General features: G+C 72.6%; 20 protein-coding genes. 12 read left to right on the top strand and 8 right to left on the bottom strand.

The features are described 5' to 3' along the window. Positions 1–26: 26 nt before the first annotated feature. The 3 genes from ACFSL4_RS08175 to hutU are packed head-to-tail and all read right to left on the bottom strand — an operon-like array spanning position 27 to position 4,242. A complete protein-coding gene (locus ACFSL4_RS08175; RefSeq protein ID WP_381080073.1) occupies positions 27–1,361 on the bottom strand; it encodes a formimidoylglutamate deiminase in 1,335 nt (444 codons plus the stop codon). After that, the gene (locus tag ACFSL4_RS08170) at positions 1,358–2,575 is read right to left on the bottom strand and encodes an allantoate amidohydrolase (RefSeq protein WP_381080071.1); all 1,218 of its coding nucleotides are present in this window, start codon (positions 2,573–2,575) and stop codon (positions 1,358–1,360) included. Before ACFSL4_RS08170 ends, ACFSL4_RS08175 begins: the two co-directional genes overlap by 4 nt. Continuing rightward, entirely contained in the window at positions 2,572–4,242 is a 1,671-nt protein-coding gene (gene hutU / locus ACFSL4_RS08165) for a urocanate hydratase (RefSeq protein WP_381080069.1), read from the bottom strand. The genes ACFSL4_RS08170 and hutU overlap by 4 nt, the downstream gene beginning before the upstream one ends. A gap of 186 nt (positions 4,243–4,428) precedes the next feature. Between hutU and ACFSL4_RS08160 the strand changes: the two genes are divergently transcribed. From ACFSL4_RS08160 to ACFSL4_RS08140, 5 genes are all read left to right on the top strand, one after another. Beyond that, entirely contained in the window at positions 4,429–5,808 is a 1,380-nt protein-coding gene (locus tag ACFSL4_RS08160) for a type III PLP-dependent enzyme domain-containing protein (protein ID WP_381080067.1), read from the top strand. A 295-nt stretch (positions 5,809–6,103) separates the two neighbouring features. Continuing rightward, positions 6,104–6,502: a hypothetical protein gene (locus ACFSL4_RS08155; protein ID WP_381080065.1), complete on the top strand. Its 399-nt coding sequence runs from the start codon at positions 6,104–6,106 to the stop codon at positions 6,500–6,502. Continuing rightward, positions 6,499–7,467: a transcriptional regulator gene (locus ACFSL4_RS08150; RefSeq protein WP_381080063.1), complete on the top strand. Its 969-nt coding sequence runs from the start codon at positions 6,499–6,501 to the stop codon at positions 7,465–7,467. Before ACFSL4_RS08155 ends, ACFSL4_RS08150 begins: the two co-directional genes overlap by 4 nt. A 40-nt stretch (positions 7,468–7,507) precedes the next feature. Further along, positions 7,508–8,026, top strand: a complete 519-nt coding sequence (locus ACFSL4_RS08145; protein ID WP_381080061.1) for a roadblock/LC7 domain-containing protein — start codon at positions 7,508–7,510, stop codon at positions 8,024–8,026. Between the two features lie 16 nt (positions 8,027–8,042). Then, complete coding sequence (locus ACFSL4_RS08140; RefSeq protein WP_381080059.1) at positions 8,043–8,417, top strand: roadblock/LC7 domain-containing protein; 375 nt, start codon at positions 8,043–8,045, stop codon at positions 8,415–8,417. A 28-nt stretch (positions 8,418–8,445) separates the two neighbouring features. Here ACFSL4_RS08140 and ACFSL4_RS08135 read toward each other — a convergent pair whose 3' ends face one another. After that, a complete protein-coding gene (locus tag ACFSL4_RS08135) occupies positions 8,446–9,030 on the bottom strand; it encodes a hypothetical protein (protein ID WP_381080057.1) in 585 nt (194 codons plus the stop codon). Between the two features lie 168 nt (positions 9,031–9,198). Continuing rightward, entirely contained in the window at positions 9,199–10,041 is an 843-nt protein-coding gene (locus tag ACFSL4_RS08130; RefSeq protein ID WP_381080055.1) for a MurR/RpiR family transcriptional regulator, read from the bottom strand. Positions 10,042–10,257: 216 nt separating this feature from the next. On the opposite strand from ACFSL4_RS08130, the gene ACFSL4_RS08125 reads away from it, so the two are divergent. Continuing rightward, positions 10,258–10,683 (top strand): hypothetical protein, encoded by a 426-nt coding sequence (locus ACFSL4_RS08125; RefSeq protein ID WP_381080144.1) that lies wholly within the window; start codon positions 10,258–10,260, stop codon positions 10,681–10,683. Between the two features lie 417 nt (positions 10,684–11,100). On the opposite strand, the gene ACFSL4_RS08120 is transcribed toward ACFSL4_RS08125, so the two are convergent. Beyond that, positions 11,101–12,492: a cystathionine beta-synthase gene (locus tag ACFSL4_RS08120; RefSeq protein WP_381080054.1), complete on the bottom strand. Its 1,392-nt coding sequence runs from the start codon at positions 12,490–12,492 to the stop codon at positions 11,101–11,103. A 180-nt stretch (positions 12,493–12,672) separates the two neighbouring features. On the opposite strand from ACFSL4_RS08120, the gene ACFSL4_RS08115 reads away from it, so the two are divergent. From ACFSL4_RS08115 to ACFSL4_RS08095, 5 genes are all read left to right on the top strand, one after another. Further along, positions 12,673–13,734: an SGNH/GDSL hydrolase family protein gene (locus tag ACFSL4_RS08115; protein ID WP_381080052.1), complete on the top strand. Its 1,062-nt coding sequence runs from the start codon at positions 12,673–12,675 to the stop codon at positions 13,732–13,734. A 193-nt stretch (positions 13,735–13,927) separates the two neighbouring features. Beyond that, entirely contained in the window at positions 13,928–14,056 is a 129-nt protein-coding gene (locus ACFSL4_RS08110) for a helix-turn-helix domain-containing protein (RefSeq protein ID WP_381080050.1), read from the top strand. Beyond that, positions 14,057–14,515, top strand: coding sequence for a zinc finger domain-containing protein (locus ACFSL4_RS37680; protein ID WP_465269753.1), 459 nt, complete (start codon positions 14,057–14,059; stop codon positions 14,513–14,515). Positions 14,516–14,639: 124 nt separating this feature from the next. Further along, a complete protein-coding gene (locus ACFSL4_RS08100) occupies positions 14,640–15,860 on the top strand; it encodes an acetyl-CoA C-acetyltransferase (RefSeq protein WP_381080046.1) in 1,221 nt (406 codons plus the stop codon). A gap of 291 nt (positions 15,861–16,151) precedes the next feature. Then, entirely contained in the window at positions 16,152–16,973 is an 822-nt protein-coding gene (locus ACFSL4_RS08095) for a hypothetical protein (protein ID WP_381080044.1), read from the top strand. A gap of 153 nt (positions 16,974–17,126) precedes the next feature. Here ACFSL4_RS08095 and ACFSL4_RS08090 read toward each other — a convergent pair whose 3' ends face one another. After that, positions 17,127–17,438 carry a hypothetical protein gene (locus ACFSL4_RS08090; RefSeq protein WP_381080042.1) on the bottom strand — a complete coding sequence of 104 codons (312 nt, stop codon included), beginning with the start codon at positions 17,436–17,438 and terminating at the stop codon, positions 17,127–17,129. A 101-nt stretch (positions 17,439–17,539) separates the two neighbouring features. Between ACFSL4_RS08090 and ACFSL4_RS08085 the strand changes: the two genes are divergently transcribed. Further along, positions 17,540–17,767 carry a DUF4287 domain-containing protein gene (locus ACFSL4_RS08085; protein ID WP_381080040.1) on the top strand — a complete coding sequence of 76 codons (228 nt, stop codon included), beginning with the start codon at positions 17,540–17,542 and terminating at the stop codon, positions 17,765–17,767. Between the two features lie 102 nt (positions 17,768–17,869). On the opposite strand, the gene ACFSL4_RS08080 is transcribed toward ACFSL4_RS08085, so the two are convergent. Then, the gene (locus tag ACFSL4_RS08080) at positions 17,870–18,757 is read right to left on the bottom strand and encodes a Bax inhibitor-1/YccA family protein (protein ID WP_381080038.1); all 888 of its coding nucleotides are present in this window, start codon (positions 18,755–18,757) and stop codon (positions 17,870–17,872) included. Between the last annotated feature and the right edge of the window lie 52 nt (positions 18,758–18,809).

The raw sequence follows: 18,809 nt of genomic DNA, 5'->3' as shown, positions 1-18,809 counted from the left end.
GTGGGTGGCCGGATGGGGATCGGACGTCAGGCGCGCAGGGCTTCGACGGCGTCCGCCAGCGCCCGCGGCACATCCGGTACGTGTGCGTGCGCCCCGTCGCGCACGATGTGCCGGCCGCCCACGACCGTGTGGCGCACGTCCGCTGCCGTCGCGGCGAATACGGCGGTCTCGGCGCCCAGCCGCGGAGGCGGCCCCGCGGTTCTGACCGAGTCGAGCGCGATCGTCGTGAAGTCGGCGAGCGCTCCGGGCTCCAGGACGCCCGCGCCCTCCCAGCCGAGTGCCGTGTGCCCGTCGGCGGAGGCCGCCCGTAGCAGGGCCGCCGCCGTCCAGTGGCCGCGCGTGCGGGTGCGCAGCCGCTCGTTCAGCTCCATCGCGCGCGCCTCTTCGAGAAGGTCGATCACGGCGTGGCTGTCGGAGCCGAGCGACAGCGGTGAACCGGCCGCCTGCAGGGCCGCGGCCGGGCCGATGCCGTCGGCGAGGTCCCGCTCGGTGGTGGGGCACATGCAGGTGCCGGTGCCCGTCGAGCCGATCAGCGCGATGTCCTCGTCCGTCAGGTGCGTGTTGTGGACGCCGGTGGTGCGCGGCCCGAGGACACCGTGGTCGGCGAGGAGGCGGGTCGGGGTGCAGCCGTGGGCCTCCTGGCAGGCGTTGTTCTCCGCCGTCTGCTCGGACAGGTGCACATGGAGCGGGGCCCCCCGTTCCTCAGCCCAGCGCGCCACCGTCGAGAGCTGCCCCGCGGGCACCGCCCGTACGGAGTGGACGGCCGCACCGATCCGTGCGTGATCCCGGTCCTTGAGAACTGAACAGCGTTCGGCCCAGGCGTCCGCGGTGCCGTCGGAGAAGCGGAGCTGACGGTCCGTGGGCGGCTGCCCGAAGCCGGAGGAGAGATAGGCGGTGTCGAGGAGGGTGATGCGGATGCCGGCTTCGGCGGCGGCGTCGACGAGGGCCTCGCCCATGGCGTTGGGGTCGGCGTACGGAGTGCCGCCCGGGGCGTGGTGCACGTAGTGGAACTCGCCGACGGCGGTGATCCCGGCCAGCGCCATCTCCGCGTACACGGCACGGGCGAGCGCGTGGTACGTCTGAGGGGTCAGCCGGTCGGCGACCGCGTACATGACGTCCCGCCAGGTCCAGAAGGTGCCGGAGCCGACCTGGGCCGTGCCGCGCAGGGCGCGGTGGAAGGCGTGCGAGTGGGCGTCGGCCAGGCCGGGGAGGGTGAGTCCGCGGAGGATCTCGGCGCCGGGGGGCGGACTGCCCATGCCGGTGCGCACCTCGCCGACACGGCCGTCGGCCACCTCCAGGACGACCCCCGGTTCCACGGCGGCCCCCAGCCAGGCGTGCTCCAGCCAGTACGTCCGCGTCACCTGCCCACCAGCCCTTCCAGTACGTCGGCGAGTGCGCGCACCCCGGCCAGGCAGTCGTCCTCGGCGGCGAACTCGGCGGGCGAGTGGGAAACCCCCGTGGGATTGCGCACGAACAGCATGGCGGTCGGGATGCTGCCGGCGAGGATCCCGGCGTCGTGTCCGGCGCCGGTGCCGAGGACGGGCACGGACAGCCCGGAGTCCCGGCCGAGGATGCGGGCCAGTTCGTCGCGCAGGGCGTGGTCGAACTCGACGACGGGGGTGAACGACTCGCGGACGACGTCGAGTCCGACGCCGTGGGCCTTCGCCTGTTCCCGGGCCGTCTTCTCGATACCGGCGACGACGGTGTCGAGGCGTGCCTGGTCGGCGGCACGGGAGTCGAGCCATCCGCGCACCAGCGAGGGGACGGCGTTGACTCCGCCCGGCTCGACGGCGACCTTCCCGAAGGTGGCGACGGCACCGGCGCGTTCGGCCTCGCCGCGGGCGGCGAGGACGGCCGCGGCATACGGCAGCATGGGGTCGCGCCGGTCGGCGAGCCGCGTGGTGCCCGCGTGGTTGGCCTCGCCGCGGAAGTCGAACCGCCACCGCCCGTGCGGCCAGATGGCGTCGGCGACGCCCACCGCGTCACCGCTCAGGTCGAGGGCCCGGCCCTGCTCCACATGGAGTTCGACGAACGCGCCGATGCGGCCGAGCCGTTCCGGATCGGGACCGAGGGCGTCGGGGTCGTATCCGGCGGCTTCCATGGCGCGCGGCAGGGTGACGCCGTCACCGTCGGTCAGCCGGTGAGCCTGCTCGCGGGTGAGCTGCCCGGCGGCGAGCCGCGACCCGACGCAGGCGAGCCCGAACCGCGCGCCCTCCTCGTCCCCGAAGTTGACGATGCCGAAGGGCCTGCGGAACCCGGCGCCCCGGGCCCGCAGTTCGTCGAGCGCGGCGAAGGAGGACACGACCCCGAGGGGCCCGTCGAAGGCGCCGCCGTCCGGAACCGAGTCCAGATGGGATCCGGTGACGACGGCGTCGCCCTCGGCGGGATCCCCGAGCCAGGCCCACTGGTTGCCGTTGCGGTCGACCTCGTAGGCGAGCCCGCGGGCGTCGGCCTGCTCCTTGAACCAGGCCCGGCACTCGGCGTCGGGACCGGTCCAGGCGAAGCGGCGGTAGCCGCCGGAGGCGGAGCTGCGGCCGATCGGCAGCAGCTCCGCCCACATGCTGTGGAAGGTCACGCGTCGTCACCCTCACGCATCGGCACCCGCACGCCCCGCTCCTCGGCCACGGACTCCGCGATGTCGTACCCGGCGTCCACGTGCCGGATGACGCCCATCCCCGGGTCGTTCGTCAGCACCCGGCGGATCTTCTCACCGCCGAGCTTCGTACCGTCGGCCACCGTCACCTGGCCCGCGTGGATGGACCGCCCCATGCCGACCCCGCCGCCGTGGTGGATGGACACCCAGGACGCGCCGGACGCCACGTTCACCATGGCGTTGAGCAGGGGCCAGTCCGCGATCGCGTCGGAGCCGTCGAGCATCGCCTCGGTCTCCCGGTACGGCGAGGCGACGGACCCGCAGTCGAGGTGGTCGCGGCCGATGACGATCGGCGCGGTCAGCTCGCCGCTCGCCACCATGTCGTTGAAGCGCTCGCCGGCCCGGTCCCGCTCGCCGTAGCCGAGCCAGCAGATGCGGGCGGGCAGGCCCTGGAAGTGGACGCGCTCCCCGGCCATCCTGATCCAGCGCGCGAGGGACTCGTTCTCGGGGAACAGGTCGAGGATCGCCCGGTCGGTCCTGGCGATGTCGGCCGGGTCGCCGGACAGTGCCGCCCACCGGAAGGGACCCTTGCCCTCGCAGAACAGCGGCCGGATGTAGGCGGGCACGAACCCCGGGAAGGCGAAGGCCCGGTCGTACCCGGCGAGCCGGGCCTCGCCGCGGATCGAGTTTCCGTAGTCGAAGACCTCGGCGCCGGCGTCCATGAAGCCGACCATCGCCTCGACATGCCGGGCCATGGACGCGCGGGCGCGCGTGGTGAAGCCGGCCGGGTCCTTGGCGGAGGAGGCGGCCATGTCCTCGAAGGCGACGCCGGACGGCAGATAGGACAGCGGGTCGTGGGCCGAGGTCTGGTCGGTGACGACGTCGATGGGGGCGCCCATGGCGAGGAGCTGCGGGACGAGATCGGCGGCGTTGCCGAGGACGCCGATGGACAGCGGCCTGCGCTGGTCACGTGCCTCGACGGCCAGCCGGAGGGCGTGCTCCAGGGAGTCGGCCTTCACGTCCAGGTACCGGTGTTCGATGCGGCGCTCGATGGCGCGCGGGTCGCAGTCGATGCAGATCGCGACGCCGTCGTTCATGGTGACGGCCAGTGGCTGGGCGCCGCCCATGCCACCGAGTCCGGCCGTCAGCGTGATGGTTCCCGCCAGCGAGCCGCCGAACTTCTTCGCGGCGACGGCGGCGAACGTCTCGTAGGTGCCCTGGAGGATGCCCTGTGTGCCGATGTAGATCCAGGAACCGGCGGTCATCTGCCCGTACATGGTCAGGCCGAGGGCCTCCAGGCGGCGGAACTCCTCCCAGGTGGCCCAGTCGCCGACGAGGTTGGAGTTGGCGATGAGGACGCGGGGGGCCCACTCGTGGGTCTGCATGACGCCCACGGGACGGCCGGACTGGACCAGCATCGTCTCGTCCTGCTTGAGGGTCTTCAGTGTGCGGACCATCGCGTCGAAGGAACGCCAGTCGCGGGCGGCCTTGCCGGTGCCGCCGTAGACGACGAGCTTGTCGGGGTGCTCGGCGACCTCGGGGTCGAGGTTGTTCTGCAGCATCCGCAGGGCGGCCTCCTGCTGCCATCCCAGGGCGCTCGGTTCCGTGCCGCGCGGCGCTCGGACTGGACGGGGCCCGGGTCCTGACATGGTCTGCCTCCTGGGTGACGGTCGCACGCGGCCGGGGGGCGCGCGGGGCTGTTGCTGTCGATATTCACATCCTGACGCCCTGAATAGAGCTAGTCAATACATTCTTGCGCCAGCGGAGCACGGCCCGGGATGTTTGGCTGGAGGAGGTACCGCCGGCGGTGACACGGGGACGGGGGCGCGTTGGAGATGACGGACAGCGGAACGGGGCGGACGAGCGGGAAGGCGCACCACGCGGACGCCGAGCGGGTGGCGCGCCGGGACGAGGCCGTGCGGAGCGCGGTCGAGCGGGGTCTGCTGGGACCGGACGCCCCCATCGTCGGCCTCCTGGACGTCGCCGGCATCCGGGAGGCGGCGGCGGCGCTGCGGGCGGCGTTCGATGCGGTGGCAGCGCCGGGCACACCGGTGCTGCACGCCTTCGCCGTGAAGGCGACACCGCTCGTCCCGGTGCTGCGGCTGCTGCGTGAGGCGGGCATCGGCGCGGAGGTGGCGAGCCCCGGGGAGCTGGCGCTGGCCCGGGCGGCCGGAGTGCCGCCGGAGCACATCGTGCTGGACTCGCCCGCCAAGACGGCCGAGGAGCTGAGGCAGGCGCTGGCCCTGGGCGTCGCAGTCAACGCGGACAGCCCGCAGGAGCTGACGCGGATCGACGCCCTCGTCCGCACCACGCGCACGGCCTCTGCGCTGGGGATCCGGGTGAATCCGCAGCTCGGCGCGGGTTCCATCGAGGCACTGTCCACCGCGACGGCCACCTCCAAATTCGGGGTGGCACTGCACGACGAGGGGGCGCGGGCGTGGGTGCTGCGCGCGTACGCCGAGCGGCCCTGGCTGACCCGGCTGCACGCGCACTCCGGTTCGCAGGGCGTCCCCCTGTCGCTGATGGCACGGGGCATCGCGGAGGTTTACGCGCTCGCCGAGGAGATCAACCGGCACGCCGGACGCCGGCAGATCGACACGATCGACATCGGCGGCGGGCTGCAGGTCAACTTCCGCTCCGACGCCACGACGCCGACGTACGCGCAGTACGCGCGGCTGCTGGCGGAGGCGGTGCCGGGGCTGTTCGACGGGCGGTACGGGCTGGTCACGGAGTTCGGACGGTCCCTGCTGGCGAAGAACGGGACGGTGGTGGCGCGGGTGGAGTACGCCAAGCGCGCGGGCGGCCGGGCCGTGGCGGTCACGCACGCAGGCGTGCAGGTGGCGGTGCGGACGGTGTACGCGCCGAAGTCCTGGCCCCTGCGGATCCGGGCGTACGACGCGAAGGGGCACCCGAAGGAGGGGCCCGAGGTGGTGCAGGACGTGGCGGGACCGGCGTGCTTCGCGGGCGACCTGCTGGCGCAGGCGCACGCGCTGCCTCTGCTGGAGCAGGGTGACCACGTCGCGGCGCTGGACACCGGGGCGTACTACTTCGCACATCACTACGGCTACAACTCGCTGGCCCGCCCCGGGGTGTACGGCTACGCGCCGGACGAGGACACGGGGATCCGGTTCGCCGTGGTACGGGCGCCGCAGTCTCTGCGGGAGATCGTGGCGGAGTCGGGCGGGGGGCACACGGACGCACTGACAGGGCTCTGAGGAGCCGCCCGCCCCGCATACGCGAGGCGCGCACCGCAGGCGCACGAGCCGTCGCGCACGAGCCGTCGCGCACGCGCCCGCGTGCGCCTCGTCGTCTGCACGCCGGGCGCATCTCCGCACGTCGGCGACCGGGCGTCACCATCGGCCCCAACGTCCCCGTACACAGGGGACAGTCGACCCACCTTAGTGATCCCAGGCATGTTCCACCGGAAAATGCCGTAACTGTCACCCCTCGCACACACGGTGCGTAGTGTCTTCATCACTCAGCCGAACCCGAGGCGGGAGGGGAGCCACGGTGCCCGGAATCGACGAGTGCCTGCTGGAAGCCATGCGTCTGCCCGGCGCCCGGGGCGCCGCGGTGGTCGACTGGACCAGCGGGCTCGCGCTGGGCACGGTCGGGGACTCACCCGGCGGTGACCACGAGACGACCGCGGCGGAGGCTGCGGAACTGGCCCGGCTGGCCGCCGAGCACCGCGCGTTCGCCCCGCAGGACGACGCCGACTGGTCCCCCGGCGCATGCCCGGTCGAGGACCTGATCATCGCCAACCGGGACAGCTACCACCTGCTGCGGTTCGTGCCGACGACGTTCGACAGCAGCGTCTTCCTGCACCTGTGGCTGGCCCGCGACGAGGGCAACCTCGCCCTCGCCCGCATCCGGCTCGGCGAGATGGCCGGACGGCTGGTTCTGGGATGACGACGGTGACGACACCCCCGCAGCCCCCGCTGCCCGTACGGCGGCGGACCCAGGTCCCGAGCGGCGGCCTGTCCCCCATGCTCGACCGTCTCGCCGCCGAGCGTGCCACCGGCGTGCTGATGCGCGAGGGCGGCATGCTCTACCTGTCCGAAGGCCAGGTGGTGTTCGCCGAGAGCCCCGCGACCCCGGGCCTCGACGTCCTGCTCGTCGCACGCGGCGCGCTCGACGAGGAGGGCTGGCGGGAGGCGGTCGCGCAGGCGGGGGCACAGCGGCTGGTGGGCCGGTTCCTGGTCGACAGCGGCCGGATCGGCGAGGGTGCCCTGCAACTGTGCCATCTGGGGGCGCTGTACGACGCTGCGTACTTCGTGCTCGGCCCGAGCAGCGCCCCCGCCCGCTTCCGGTACGGCGATGCGCACTGGCTGGGTCCCGTCCGTCCGGTGCCGGTGGCCGCGGTGGAGCGCGAGACGCTGCGCCGCCGCGAGCTGCTCCACCGGATCTGGCCCGACCCGGCCACGGACGAGGCTCCCCTCGTCCGCGCCGGCCGCCCGGCGCACCCGGCGGTGACGCCCCGCCAGGGGGCGGTACTCGACCGGGTGGACGGGGTGCGGACCGCCTCGGACATCTCGCGCACGCTGGGCCGCCCGGCCTTCCACACCCTGGTCGACGTGCGGCGCCTGGCCGCGGCGGGCGTCGTGGCGGCCCGCACGGGCACAGGCACGGGCACAGGCACGGGCACGGGCACAGGCACAGGCACAGGCACAGGCACAGGCGCGGGCACGGGCACGGGCACGGGCACGGACACGGACACGAACGCGGACACGAGCACGAACGCGGGCACGGGTCCCGCACAGCCGTCACCCGCGACCACCGGCGAAGCGCCCGCCCCCACCGGGGCTCTGCCACCGTTCGCCGATCCCCACATCACGTTGCTGAAGAGGCTGAGGGATGCGCTGGAGGCCCTTTGACCGGCTCGAACGGCAACGACCCGCCGAGAGGAGACCCCTGATGGACGCGGAGCCCGAGGTCCTCGACGAACTCCGCCGCCTGAGAACCCGCATCCCCCGGCTGACCGGTGCCCTCGCCGCCAGCGTCGACGGACTGGTGCTCGCCCAGGACACCCCCGGCGTCGAACCGGAGGGGATCGCCGCGCTCACCGCCGCCGCCCTGGGCGTCGCCGTACGGATGACGGACGCGACCGGGCAGGGCGACTTCCGCGAACTGCTCGTCCGCGGCGTCCACGGCTATGTGGCCACGTACGCGGCAGGCCGCGGCGCGGTGCTGACACTGCTTGCCCAGGACCGCGTCAACGTCGGCCGGCTGCACCTGGAGGGCCGGCGTGCGAGCACCCGTATCGGGGAGCTGGTCGACGAGGCCGCCGAGCGGGCCGAGCCGCCGGCACAGTCCCGTGCCGCCCGGGCCACCACCAGGACCACCAACGGGTCCGCGCCCACGCGGACCCGCACCGCGCGCACCCCCGCGAGCCCACGCTCGGCCGCGAACGCGCGCACCACCACCGAAAGTTGAAAGGACACACTCCGACATGGCCAACACCGAAACCGCGCTGAAAGAGGCCCTCGCCTCCATCGAAGGCGCGACCGGAGCCGCCCTCGTCGACTACACCAGCGGCATGGCGCTGGGCACCATGGGCGGCAGCAAGAGCTTCGACCTCACGGTCGCCGCCGCCGGCAACACCGATGTCGTACGGGCCAAGCTGCGCACCATGGAGCACCTCGGGCTCAAGGGGCAGATCGAGGACATCCTGATCACGCTGAACGACCAGTACCACCTGATCCGGCTGCTCACCGGCCGCGGCGGCAACGGCCTGTTCCTCTACCTCGTCCTCGACTCCAAACGCGCCAACCTGGCGATGGCCCGCCACCAGTTGAAGAAGATCGAGGAGGACCTGGAGATCTGACCCTTCGGCCCGTTCCGCGACCAGCGCGCTACACGAGCGCGGCGGCACGGCGGCGCGCCCCGCCCGGGGCCGCGTCGCCGGCCGCGATGCCGGTACTGCGGTAGCCCCCCACCCGCTTGCCCGCGGGCGCGCCGCCCCGCACACCGAGCCAGTCGACGCGCACCCACAGCAGCACGTCCTCGGCGTGCTCCCGGCGGCCGAGCCAGGCGGCCTTCAGGCGCAGCCCGGCGCCGGCCCCCGCGAGCAGCATGCCACCGGCGGCGGGCACCGCGACGCAGCTGCCGAGCGCCACGGCGAAGGCGGCGAGCAGCCACCAGCGGTGGCCGCGACGCCAGGCCCGGACGGTGACCGCGCGGTCCTGGAGCACGTCGTACTTGCCGGCACGGGCGGCGTCGCGGGCGAGTGCGGTGTACCGCCCGCGGCGCGCGCGGGCGACGACGGCGGCCGCGACGACGAACAGCGCGGCCCCGGCCAGGACACCGATCCGGCGTCCGGTCACTCCCGGCACCAGCACCCCGGTGCCGGCCGCGAACACTCCCAGCCACCACAGCGGGGCGGCCCCCGCCCGTACCACGACGGCCACCCGGGCCAGCCCCTGTCCTCCGCGCGCCACGTCCGGCCTCCCGTCTCGTCCTGTGAAGCGCCTCAACTCGCTGCAGGTTAACGGCCGAAGGTGAGACGAGTCTGAAAACCGGCTCCTCGGCGGCCGAGTGCCACAGCGCCACGGGCGGATGACGGGACGTCAGCCCCCGGGGGGGCCGGAGTAGGGTGCCCCGACGGGCTACTCCACGAACAGCCCCCGGGCCGCCGCCCGCGCGTCGAACTCCTCCAGCCGGGCCTGGGCGTCCGGCAGGTCGTCGCACATCGCCTCCAGCAGGACCCGCCCGAGCAGCATCGGCGCGCAGGCGGTGTCGAAGGCGAGGCCGGTGCCGACGGCCGCCGGCAGCAGCAGGTCGGAGACCTTCGCGACCGGCGCGAACGCCGAGTCGGCGACGGTGACCACCGTCAGTCCGCTCTCCTTCGCGTACGCCAGCGCGTCCGCGACCTCGCGCGGGTGCCGGGGCAGCGCGAAGCACAGCACGGCGCTCGCGCCCGCCCGTACGGCCGCGTCGATGCGGTCGTGCAGCATCGTGCCGCCCTCGTCGAGCAGCCGGACGTCCGGGTGGACCTTCGCGGCGAAGTACGCGAAGCCGTACGCCTGGGCGGCCGCGGCCCGCAGCCCGAGGACGGCCAGGGGGCGCGAGGCGGCGAGGATCCGTCCGGCCCTCCGCACCGGCCGCGGATCGGCCAGCACCTCCGCCAGATGCCTCAGGTTCTCGATCTCGGCCTCGACGGCCTGCTGGTACTCGTTGTGAGACCCGGGGGAGGGTGTCTGTTCGGCGGGCGCGACCTCGCGCAGGTGCTTGCGCAGTGCCGGATAGCCGTCGAAGCCGAGGGCGACCGCGAAGCGGGTGACGGACGGCTGGCTGACCCCGGCGAGTTCGGCGAGCTCGACGCTCGACAGGAACGGCACGTCGGCGGCCCGTCGCACCATGCTGTGCGCGATGCGCCGCTGGGTCGGCGTGAGCCGGTGCCCCTCGAAGAGCGCCTGCAGCCGTGCGGCAGGGCTGTCGGTCACGCTCATGACGTGCTCCCCCTCCAGGTCTCCGAGGACGGCAGGTCCCGTCCGACGGGACGGTGCCGGCGACGCAAGCCGGATCATCGAGGAACCTATTCAAACATCAATACCCCTGCATGGCGATATGCAATCCGGGCACCCACCGCTCCACATGCCCGGAACCGGGGGCTAGCCCCAGTGCGGCGAGCGTCCCGGCTCCCTACCGTGGGCGGCATGACCGGTATGGACGCACGGGACACCGACCTGAAGAAGGAACTCGACGCCGCCCTGCAGGCCCGCAGGGAGCTGGGCGAGGAGTACGAGACGGCGCTGGTCGAATCCTTCCTGGAGAAGGTCGACCAGCGCATCGACGGTGCGGTGGACCGCCGGGTGCGGCGCGGACTGGCAGAGCAGCAGATGGTCGTGGCCCGCGGCGCGGGCTCCCCGCGGGCCACGGATTCCTGGGGGGAGCGCTTCGGCTTCGGCATCGTGTCGCTGGTACTGGCGGTCCCGCTGTCCGCGATCGGGGGCGGCGTCGCGCATCTGCCCGGCCTGCTGGTGGCCTGGGCGGGCATTGTCGGCGTCAACGCGGTCCAGGCCGCCCGCACCACCCCCGGCCTCTTCGGCCGTCGCCGCAAGTCCGGCCCGGACGGCGAGTGGCAGGACTGACCCTCACGGGCAGGCCGGGAAGCGCCGGGGCGGGGAGTACGCGGGCGGGAGACGGAGGAAGAGATATGCGCGGGGACCGCCGCACCCCCATTGCTGGGGGGCGGGACGACGGCGGTCCCCGCGAGGGACGCGGGCCGGGTCAGGGCCGGGCTTGCGCGTCCGTGGCGTCCATGGAGGTCCGGGAGCCGCTCCGGAGGTCCTTGGCGCCGTTTCGGTTGCCGGCCTGGGCGGGGAGCCTCTCCCCGTGCTCAACGCCTGGGAGGTACCTCCCCCGCCTTGCCGACACCCACTAATGTGCCGGACCCGTGTTAAGCGGGTGCTGCGTGGACGTGACACGCTCGTACCACTTCCGCGAAGCCCCGCCCCTGCCCGTCACCGGAAGTTCCCCGCCGAGGCGGTCGGCTCACCGGACGTTTGCTACTGCTTCCCGCCCTTGGCCAGGAAGGCCAGGAGGTCCTGCCTGCTGATCACCCCGGTCGGCTTGCCCTCGACGAGGACGATCGCCGCGTCGGCCGTGCCGAGCACCGACATCAGGTCCGCGACCGGCTCGCCCGACCCGACCTGCGGCAGCGGCGCGGACATGTGCTTCTCCAGCGGGTCGTCGAGCGAGGCCCGCTTGGTGAACAGGGCGTCCAGCAGCTCGCGCTCCACGACGGACCCCACGACCTCGGCGGCCATCACGTCCGGGTGGCCCGCGCCCGGCTTGACGATCGGCATCTGCGAGACGCCGTACTCGCGCAGCACGTCGATGGCCTCCCCCACGGTCTCGTCGGGGTGCATATGGACGAGCGAGGGGATGGAGCCGCCCGCCTTGTCTTCGAGCACGTCCGCAACCCGGGCGCTGGGGCCGCTGTCCGCCAGGAAGCCGTAGTCGGCCATCCACTCGTCGTTGAAGATCTTGCTGAGGTAGCCGCGCCCGCTGTCCGGCAGCAGCACCACCACGACGTCGTCCGGCCCGAGCCGCTCCGCGACCCGCAGCGCCGCCACCACCGCCATGCCGCAGGAGCCGCCGACCAGCAGGCCCTCCTCCCTCGCCAGCCGCCGGGTCATCTGGAAGGAGTCCTTGTCGGACACGGCGACGACCTCGTCGGCGATGGTCCGGTCGTACGCCTCCGGCCAGAAGTCCTCACCGACGCCCTCGACGAGGTACGGCCGCCCGGACCCGCCGGAGTACACGGATCCCTCGGGGTCCGCGCCGATGACCTTCACACGTCCGTCGCTGACCTCCTTCAGATAGCGCCCGGTGCCGGAGATGGTCCCTCCGGTGCCGACGCCGGCGACGAAGTGGGTGATCCTCCCCTCCGTCTGCTCCCACAGCTCGGGGCCGGTCGAGTGATAGTGCGACAGGGGATTGTTGGGGTTGGAGTACTGGTCCGGCTTCCAGGCGCCGGGAGTCTCACGGACGAGCCGGTCGGAGACGTTGTAGTAGGAGTCCGGGTGTTCGGGGGCCACCGCCGTGGGGCATACGACCACTTCGGCGCCGTATGCACGCAGCACGTTGATCTTGTCGGTGGAAACCTTGTCGGGGCAGACGAAGATGCACTTGTAGCCTTTCTCCTGGGCCACGATCGCGAGCCCCACACCCGTGTTCCCGCTGGTCGGCTCGACGATCGTGCCTCCCGGCTTCAGCTCGCCGCTCTGCTCGGCCGCCTCGATCATGCGCACGGCGATGCGGTCCTTCACGGAACCGCCGGGGTTGAAGTACTCGACCTTCGCGAGGACGGTCGCCTGGATGCCGGCGGTCACGCGGTTGAGCCTGACCAGCGGGGTGTTGCCGACCAGGTCGATCATCGAGTCGTGGAATCGCACCGTTGTCTCCGGTTGCTGCAAAAGATGTGGTCGTGATGATTCCGCCAGCGTAAGGGCTTCGGCGCCCGGGGCGGTCCGCGAACGCGGGCTACCCCGGACGTTCACGTCGCGTTGCGGTTGGACGACGGTGTGTACGGGGCAAGCAGTGGGTGAAGGGCTACGAGGAGGTGGCGGCGACGCATGTCGAGCTTGTCGAGGGCGAGGGTGGCCCGGCGCATCGCGGCGGGCGCGGCGTACGGCGGCGGTGGTATCGGCCTGGTCGGCGCGGCCGCCGCCGGTCTGCTGCTGGCCGAGGTGCAGCTGGCCAAGCGCCATGTGGGCAACGGGGACAGCCCGTACCCGCCGAGCCCGGAGGGCCTGTACGGGGGGCCCGACCGCTCGCACGCGGCCGGACCAGGGCACACCGCCCCCGACGGACCGCCGCTCCGGCTGACCATGCTCGGCGACTCCACCGCCGTGGGACAGGGCGTGCGCCGTTACCGTCAGACGCCGGGCGCGCTGCTGGCGTCGGGTCTGGCGGCGGTGGCGGAGCACCCGGTGGAGTTGCGTGTCGTGGCGCTCCCGGGAGCGCAGTCCGACGACCTGGACCGCCAGGTGGGCCTCGCTCTGGAGGACCAGGGCCGGATCCCCGACATCTGCGTGATCATGATCGGTGCGAACGACGTGACGCACCGCATGCCGCCGACGCGCTCGGTGCGCCACCTGTCCGCGGCGGTACGGCGCCTGCGCACGGCGGGCGCGGAAGTGGTGGTCGGCACCTGCCCCGACCTGGGCACGATCGAACCGGTTCAGCAGCCGCTGCGATGGCTGGCCCGCCGGGCATCCCGCCAACTGGCCGCGGCCCAGACCATCGGGGTCGTCGAGCAGGGCGGCCGCACGGTGTCACTGGGCGATCTGCTGGGCCCGGAGTTCGCGGCGAACCCGCGTGAACTCTTCGGACCGGACAACTACCACCCCTCCGCGGAGGGGTACGCCACCGCGGCGATGGCGGTGCTGCCGACGGTCTGCGCGACCCTGGGCCTGTGGCCTGCGGAAGAGGAGCGCCCGGACGTGTCCCGTCGCGAGGGCTTCCTCCCGGTGGCCCGCGCCGCGGCCGAGGCCGCGTCGGAGGCGGGCACGGAGGTCACGGCCGCCATGCCGACGGGTCCGCGGGGACCCTGGGCGCTCCTCAAGCGCCGGCGCCGCCGCCGTCTGCCCACCCCGGACGCGGAACCGTCCCCGGCCACGGAATCCACGGCCTGACCGGTGCCGGCCGAACGGCGGCACTGTTCGGGCACACCGTCGGGGCGGCACCGTTCGGGCCGGTGGGTGGACGGGCGGTGCGTACGGCGTTCATCTGCGACTACCTCGACCGACGCGGAGCTGCGGCGCGAGATCAACGACGGGCTCCAGGTCGTGGAGGACACGGGGCGGAACCGTCACGCTCCCGCCTGGCATGCGGCGAGTCAGCATGGCCACCGCAAAGGCACACATGGCGCGGCTACTCACCAGACTCGAAGCCCGCGACCGGGTCCAACTTGTCATCGCCGCCTACGAGATCGGCCTGGTGACGCCACCTCGCTGAATACCAGGGCCCCTGACGGACCCTCAGCAGCTCTCCCCGACCGGCCGGTCGGACGCGGACGACGTCGAACAGCACGCCTGTCCGAAGTGTGACGCGCAGCCCGGCTCACCGTGCCGCTCGCGCGGCGGCACGGTCACCTCCGCCTGCCGCACCCGCCGCTTCACCCAGGTGCCCCGCCTGAAGAAGGCACTGCGCATCCCGAGCCCGGCCGACCGCGGCCCGGGCCGACCGTGGCGGCCGGGCACCCCGCCCCCGGCGCCCATCGACCCGGACCTGCCGAGCGCGGACATCCGTATCGGCTACGCGAGACGCTCGTCCCTCGGGCAGGAACTCGACTCCCAGCTCGACGCACTCGCGGGGCACGGCATCCCGAGGGACAAGATCTTCAGCGAGAAGATCAGCACCCGCATCCGGGTCCGGCCCCGGTACGTAGCGCCTCCCGGGCGCCGACGGGCCTGACCCGAGAAAAAAGCAAGCGCTTAGAAAAGTGCGGTCCGAGTCACACCGCCACGCTCGTGACCTCCACGGTACGTACAGGTAACTTCCCTCACAGCCCTGCCTCCCCTCGTGCACTGGAGCCGTGATGCCCGAAGCCGTCATCGTCTCGACCGCCCGTTCCCCCATCGGCCGCGCCTTCAAGGGCTCCCTGAAGGACCTCCGTCCGGACGACCTCACCGCCACGATCATCCAGGCCGCCCTGGCCAAGGTCCCCGCGCTGGACCCGAAGGACATCGACGACCTGATGCTGGGCTGCGGCCTCCCCGGCGGCGAGCAGGGCCACAACCTCGGCCGCATCGTCGCCGTGCAGATGGGGATGGACCACCTGCCGGGCTGCACGATCACCCGCTACTGCTCCTCCTCCCTGCAGACCTCGCGCATGGCCCTGCACGCCATCAAGGCCGGTGAGGGCGACGTCTTCATCTCCGCGGGCGTCGAGATGGTCAGCCGCAGCGTCAAGGGCACCTCCGACGGCCTCCCGGACACCCACAACCCCCTCTTCGCCGAGGCCGAGGCCCGTACCGCCGCCGTCGCCGAGTCCGAGGGCGCCGACTGGCACGACCCCCGCGAGGACGGCCTCGTCCCCGACCCGTACATCGCGATGGGGCAGACCGCCGAGAACCTGGCCCGCCTCAAGGGCGTCACCCGCGAGGAGATGGACGAGTTCGGGGTCCGCTCGCAGAACCTCGCCGAGCAGGCCATCGCCAGGGGCTTCTGGGAGCGCGAGATCACCCCGGTGACCCTCCCGGACGGAACGGTCGTCAGCAAGGACGACGGACCGCGCGCCGGCGTCACCCTGGAGGCCGTGGCCGGGCTGAAGCCCGTCTTCCGCCCCGACGGCCGCGTCACGGCCGGCAACTGCTGCCCGCTCAACGACGGTGCCGCGGCGCTCGTCATCATGAGCGACACCAAGGCGCGTGAGCTGGGGCTCACGCCGCTGGCCCGGATCGTGTCCACCGGCGTGTCCGGGCTGTCCCCGGAGATCATGGGCTACGGACCGGTCGAAGCGAGCAAGCAGGCCCTCCAGCGGGCCGGCCTCACCATCGGCGACATCGACCTCGTCGAGATCAATGAGGCGTTCGCCGCCCAGGTGATCCCCTCCTACCGCGACCTGGACATCCCGCTCGACAAGCTGAACGTCAACGGCGGCGCCATCGCCGTCGGCCATCCCTTCGGCATGACCGGCGCCCGGATCACCGGCACGCTGATCAACTCCCTCCAGTGGCACGACAAGCAGTTCGGCCTGGAGACGATGTGCGTCGGCGGCGGCCAGGGCATGGCGATGATCATCGAGCGCCTCAGCTGACACGGGCTCGCACGTCCGGGACCTCGCGACGGCTCGCGCGGGTCCCGGCACCGGCCCGGAGCCCGTTCCCTCGGGGCTCCGGGCCGTTTTGTGATCCAATCTCACCCAGGATGTGACCTATCTCCCTCGGAGGGGTATTCACGCAGGTCAGAGCCCCTGCACAGGGAACCCCAGGACCACCCCGCTGTCCGTTTCGTGACGTTACGCACTGACAGCTGGATAGTCCGCCCTTCAAGCTGCTGTAGGAAGTCGGGGGTCTACCTTGAACCGGGAGTACGTCAAGTGAGCGCCATGCCGATTGCTCTGCTGCTCACCACGGCCGCCACAGCGGGCGTGGGCGTCGCCGTCCTGCGCAGCGTGCGGGCGCTGCACCGGCAGGTCGCGGCCCTGCGCACAGAGCTCCTGGAGAGGAGCGCCGGGCACGCCCGCGGGCTGGTACCGGGCGCCCGCTCCACCGCCGACACGGAGGAGATACGCGCGGCCGTGGCCGAGGCGCTCGCCGAGGAGCGGGAGCGCGAGCTGGCCGAGGCGCGGGCCTTCTGGGCCGCCCAGGAGGCACGTGACATCGCCGACGCAGCCCCCACCGTGCTCGGCCTGCCCGACGGGGAGCTGTACCTGCCCCGCCAGTCGGACTTCGCGGGCCTGGAGCACGACAGCCTGGAGCCGGTGGCCGAGCCGTCAGCCGACGAGAGCGAGTTCGCCGGGGGCACCTCCCAGGACGGAGCCCTGGCGGGAGACTCCCCGGAGCTGGCCGCCGCCCGCCGCCGCCACCCCTCGCACCCCGACTTCGTACCGGCCCCCTCGCCCGTCGTGAACGACCACGAACGCACGATCGCCTGCCTGGAGGAGCTGGCCGAGGCCCGCACCGAACTCGCCGACGTCCGCCCCGGTCCGCTCGGCACCCTGGACGTCTACGTCTTCGCGGACGGTACGACGCTGTGCATAACCCCCGGCCACCGCGAGACCACGGAGCGGCTGGCCGCGGCACTGAGCACCGACCGCTGCCCGGTCCTGCTCGGCGGTTCCGCCCTCTCGGGCGCCTACGCGCTGACGTTCGGGTGCGGCGAGGAGACTGTCTACGTCCTCGCGGACCGCGTCATCGCGTCCCTGTAGCCCTGCCGCGGCGGGTGTGGCGGCGCCACGACGGGGCGCCGGCAGACCGCGCCGACAAGACGGCATGAACGAGACGGCGCGAACAGGACGGCGCGAACAAGACGGTCCGGACCGGCCGCGGGAGCCAGTCCCTCACGCGCCGGCGCCCGCGCGTCAGACCCCGGCGCGTTTCTGTGCTTCGCGCACGAGCGCCACAGCCGCCGCGACATCCGCCTCGCTCTCCAGGACGAGCGCCAGATCGTGCCCGGCGACCGTGATCTGGTCGGCGGCCGCGAACATGCCCGCGTCGGGCATCTCCCGGGGCTGCGCCGAGGGATCCTCAAGGAGCTGGGCCCGCCGTGCCAACTCCCTGGCCAGTGCGAGTGCCTCGGCCGCCGCGCCCCGCTGGAGGCGGCTCTGCGGAGCGGCCCGCAACCGGTCGGCGAAGTGATCCACGGCCCGGGTCAAAGGCGTCGTATCAAGCACGCCGCGAGACTACGCGTCGCACCGGGACTGTTGCCAACAGGCGAACGCTCAGGCACCGTGACCTGAAGGACCGGCTTCATCGAGTGCGTCCGGAGGCGCCGATGTCCCAAGTCTTCTCCCAGGAGACCCATCGCAATCTGCTCGCCCGCATCCCTCACTGCACCGGTCGTGAAGTCTCCGACTGGCTGCGCACCGTCGACGAAGGCCCCGCTCTCTGCTTCGAGGAGAAGGTCAGCTGGCTCCGGCACGAGCACAATCTCGCGTACGGCCACGCCAAGGCGATCATTCACGAGTACGACCTGAGGAGGGCCGCGCGCAAACTGCTCTGAGCGCGCATCACCGCACCCCGTACGCCACCGAGCATCCGCACGACGAAGGGCCCGCGAACCCCGGCGGGGTGCGCGGGCCCTTCCCCTGCCGGGGACCGGCGGTCAGTCGTTGCTGCTGAAGATGGCGATCAGCCGCAGCATCTCGACATAGATCCACACGAGCGTCAGAGTCAGGCCGAACGCGGCCAGCCATGCCTCCTCGCGCGGCGCGCCGTAGGCGATGCCGTCCTCGATCTGCTTGAAGTCGAGGGTCAGGAAGAACGCGCCCAGCAGGATCGCGATGACGCCGACGATCACGCCCAGCGGACCCATGCTGCGCAGCCCGCCGTCGGGTGCGACACCAAAGGCGACCAGCAGCAGATTGACCGCCATGACCAGGACGAAGGCGATGGCGATGGCCATGCCGACCCGCGCGTACCGCGCGGTCACCCGGATCCAGCCCGCCTTGTAGACGAGCAGGGTCGCGCCGGAGACCGCCATGGTGCCGAGCACGGCCTGGAAGGGCGCGCCGCTCCACTGCGCGTTGTACATCTCGCTGATCACGCCGAGGAAGACGCCCTCGAAGGCGGCGTACCCGAGGATCAGCGCGGGCGAGGCGGTGCGCTTGAAGGACTGCACCATCGCCAGGACGAACGCGATGAGCGCGGAGCCGATCGCGAGGCCGAAGCTGGTGGACGAGACCGGCAGCAGCGCCCAGGCGAGGATCGCGCCGACGGCGACCGTGCCGAGCGTCGTCGCCGAACGCATGACGACGTCGTCCATCGTCATCCGGCCGGTGGTGGCCGGGGCCTGCGGCGGGGCTCCGTACTGGGTCTGCTGGGCGTAAGGGTTCTGCGCGTAGGGGTTACCGCCCGCGTACGGGTTCTGCGCGTACGGGTTGCCCTGCGTGCCGACGGCGGCTCCCCCGGCCTGCGGCGCGGTGTTGAAGCCCGCGTAGCCGTTGTCGCGGCTGAACCCCCGTCGCGAGAAGACCGGGTTGCTGCTCCTCATTTCACTCCTCCATGGCCACCCTGCGTGGCCTTGGCTCAAGAGTAATGGGTAG

It is taken from the genome of Streptomyces caeni (assembly GCF_042678285.1).
GTDB classification, from domain to species: domain Bacteria; phylum Actinomycetota; class Actinomycetes; order Streptomycetales; family Streptomycetaceae; genus Streptomyces; species Streptomyces caeni.
The sequence above is the reverse complement of the archived record's forward strand: the minus strand, read 5'-3'. Positions and strand labels throughout refer to the sequence as shown.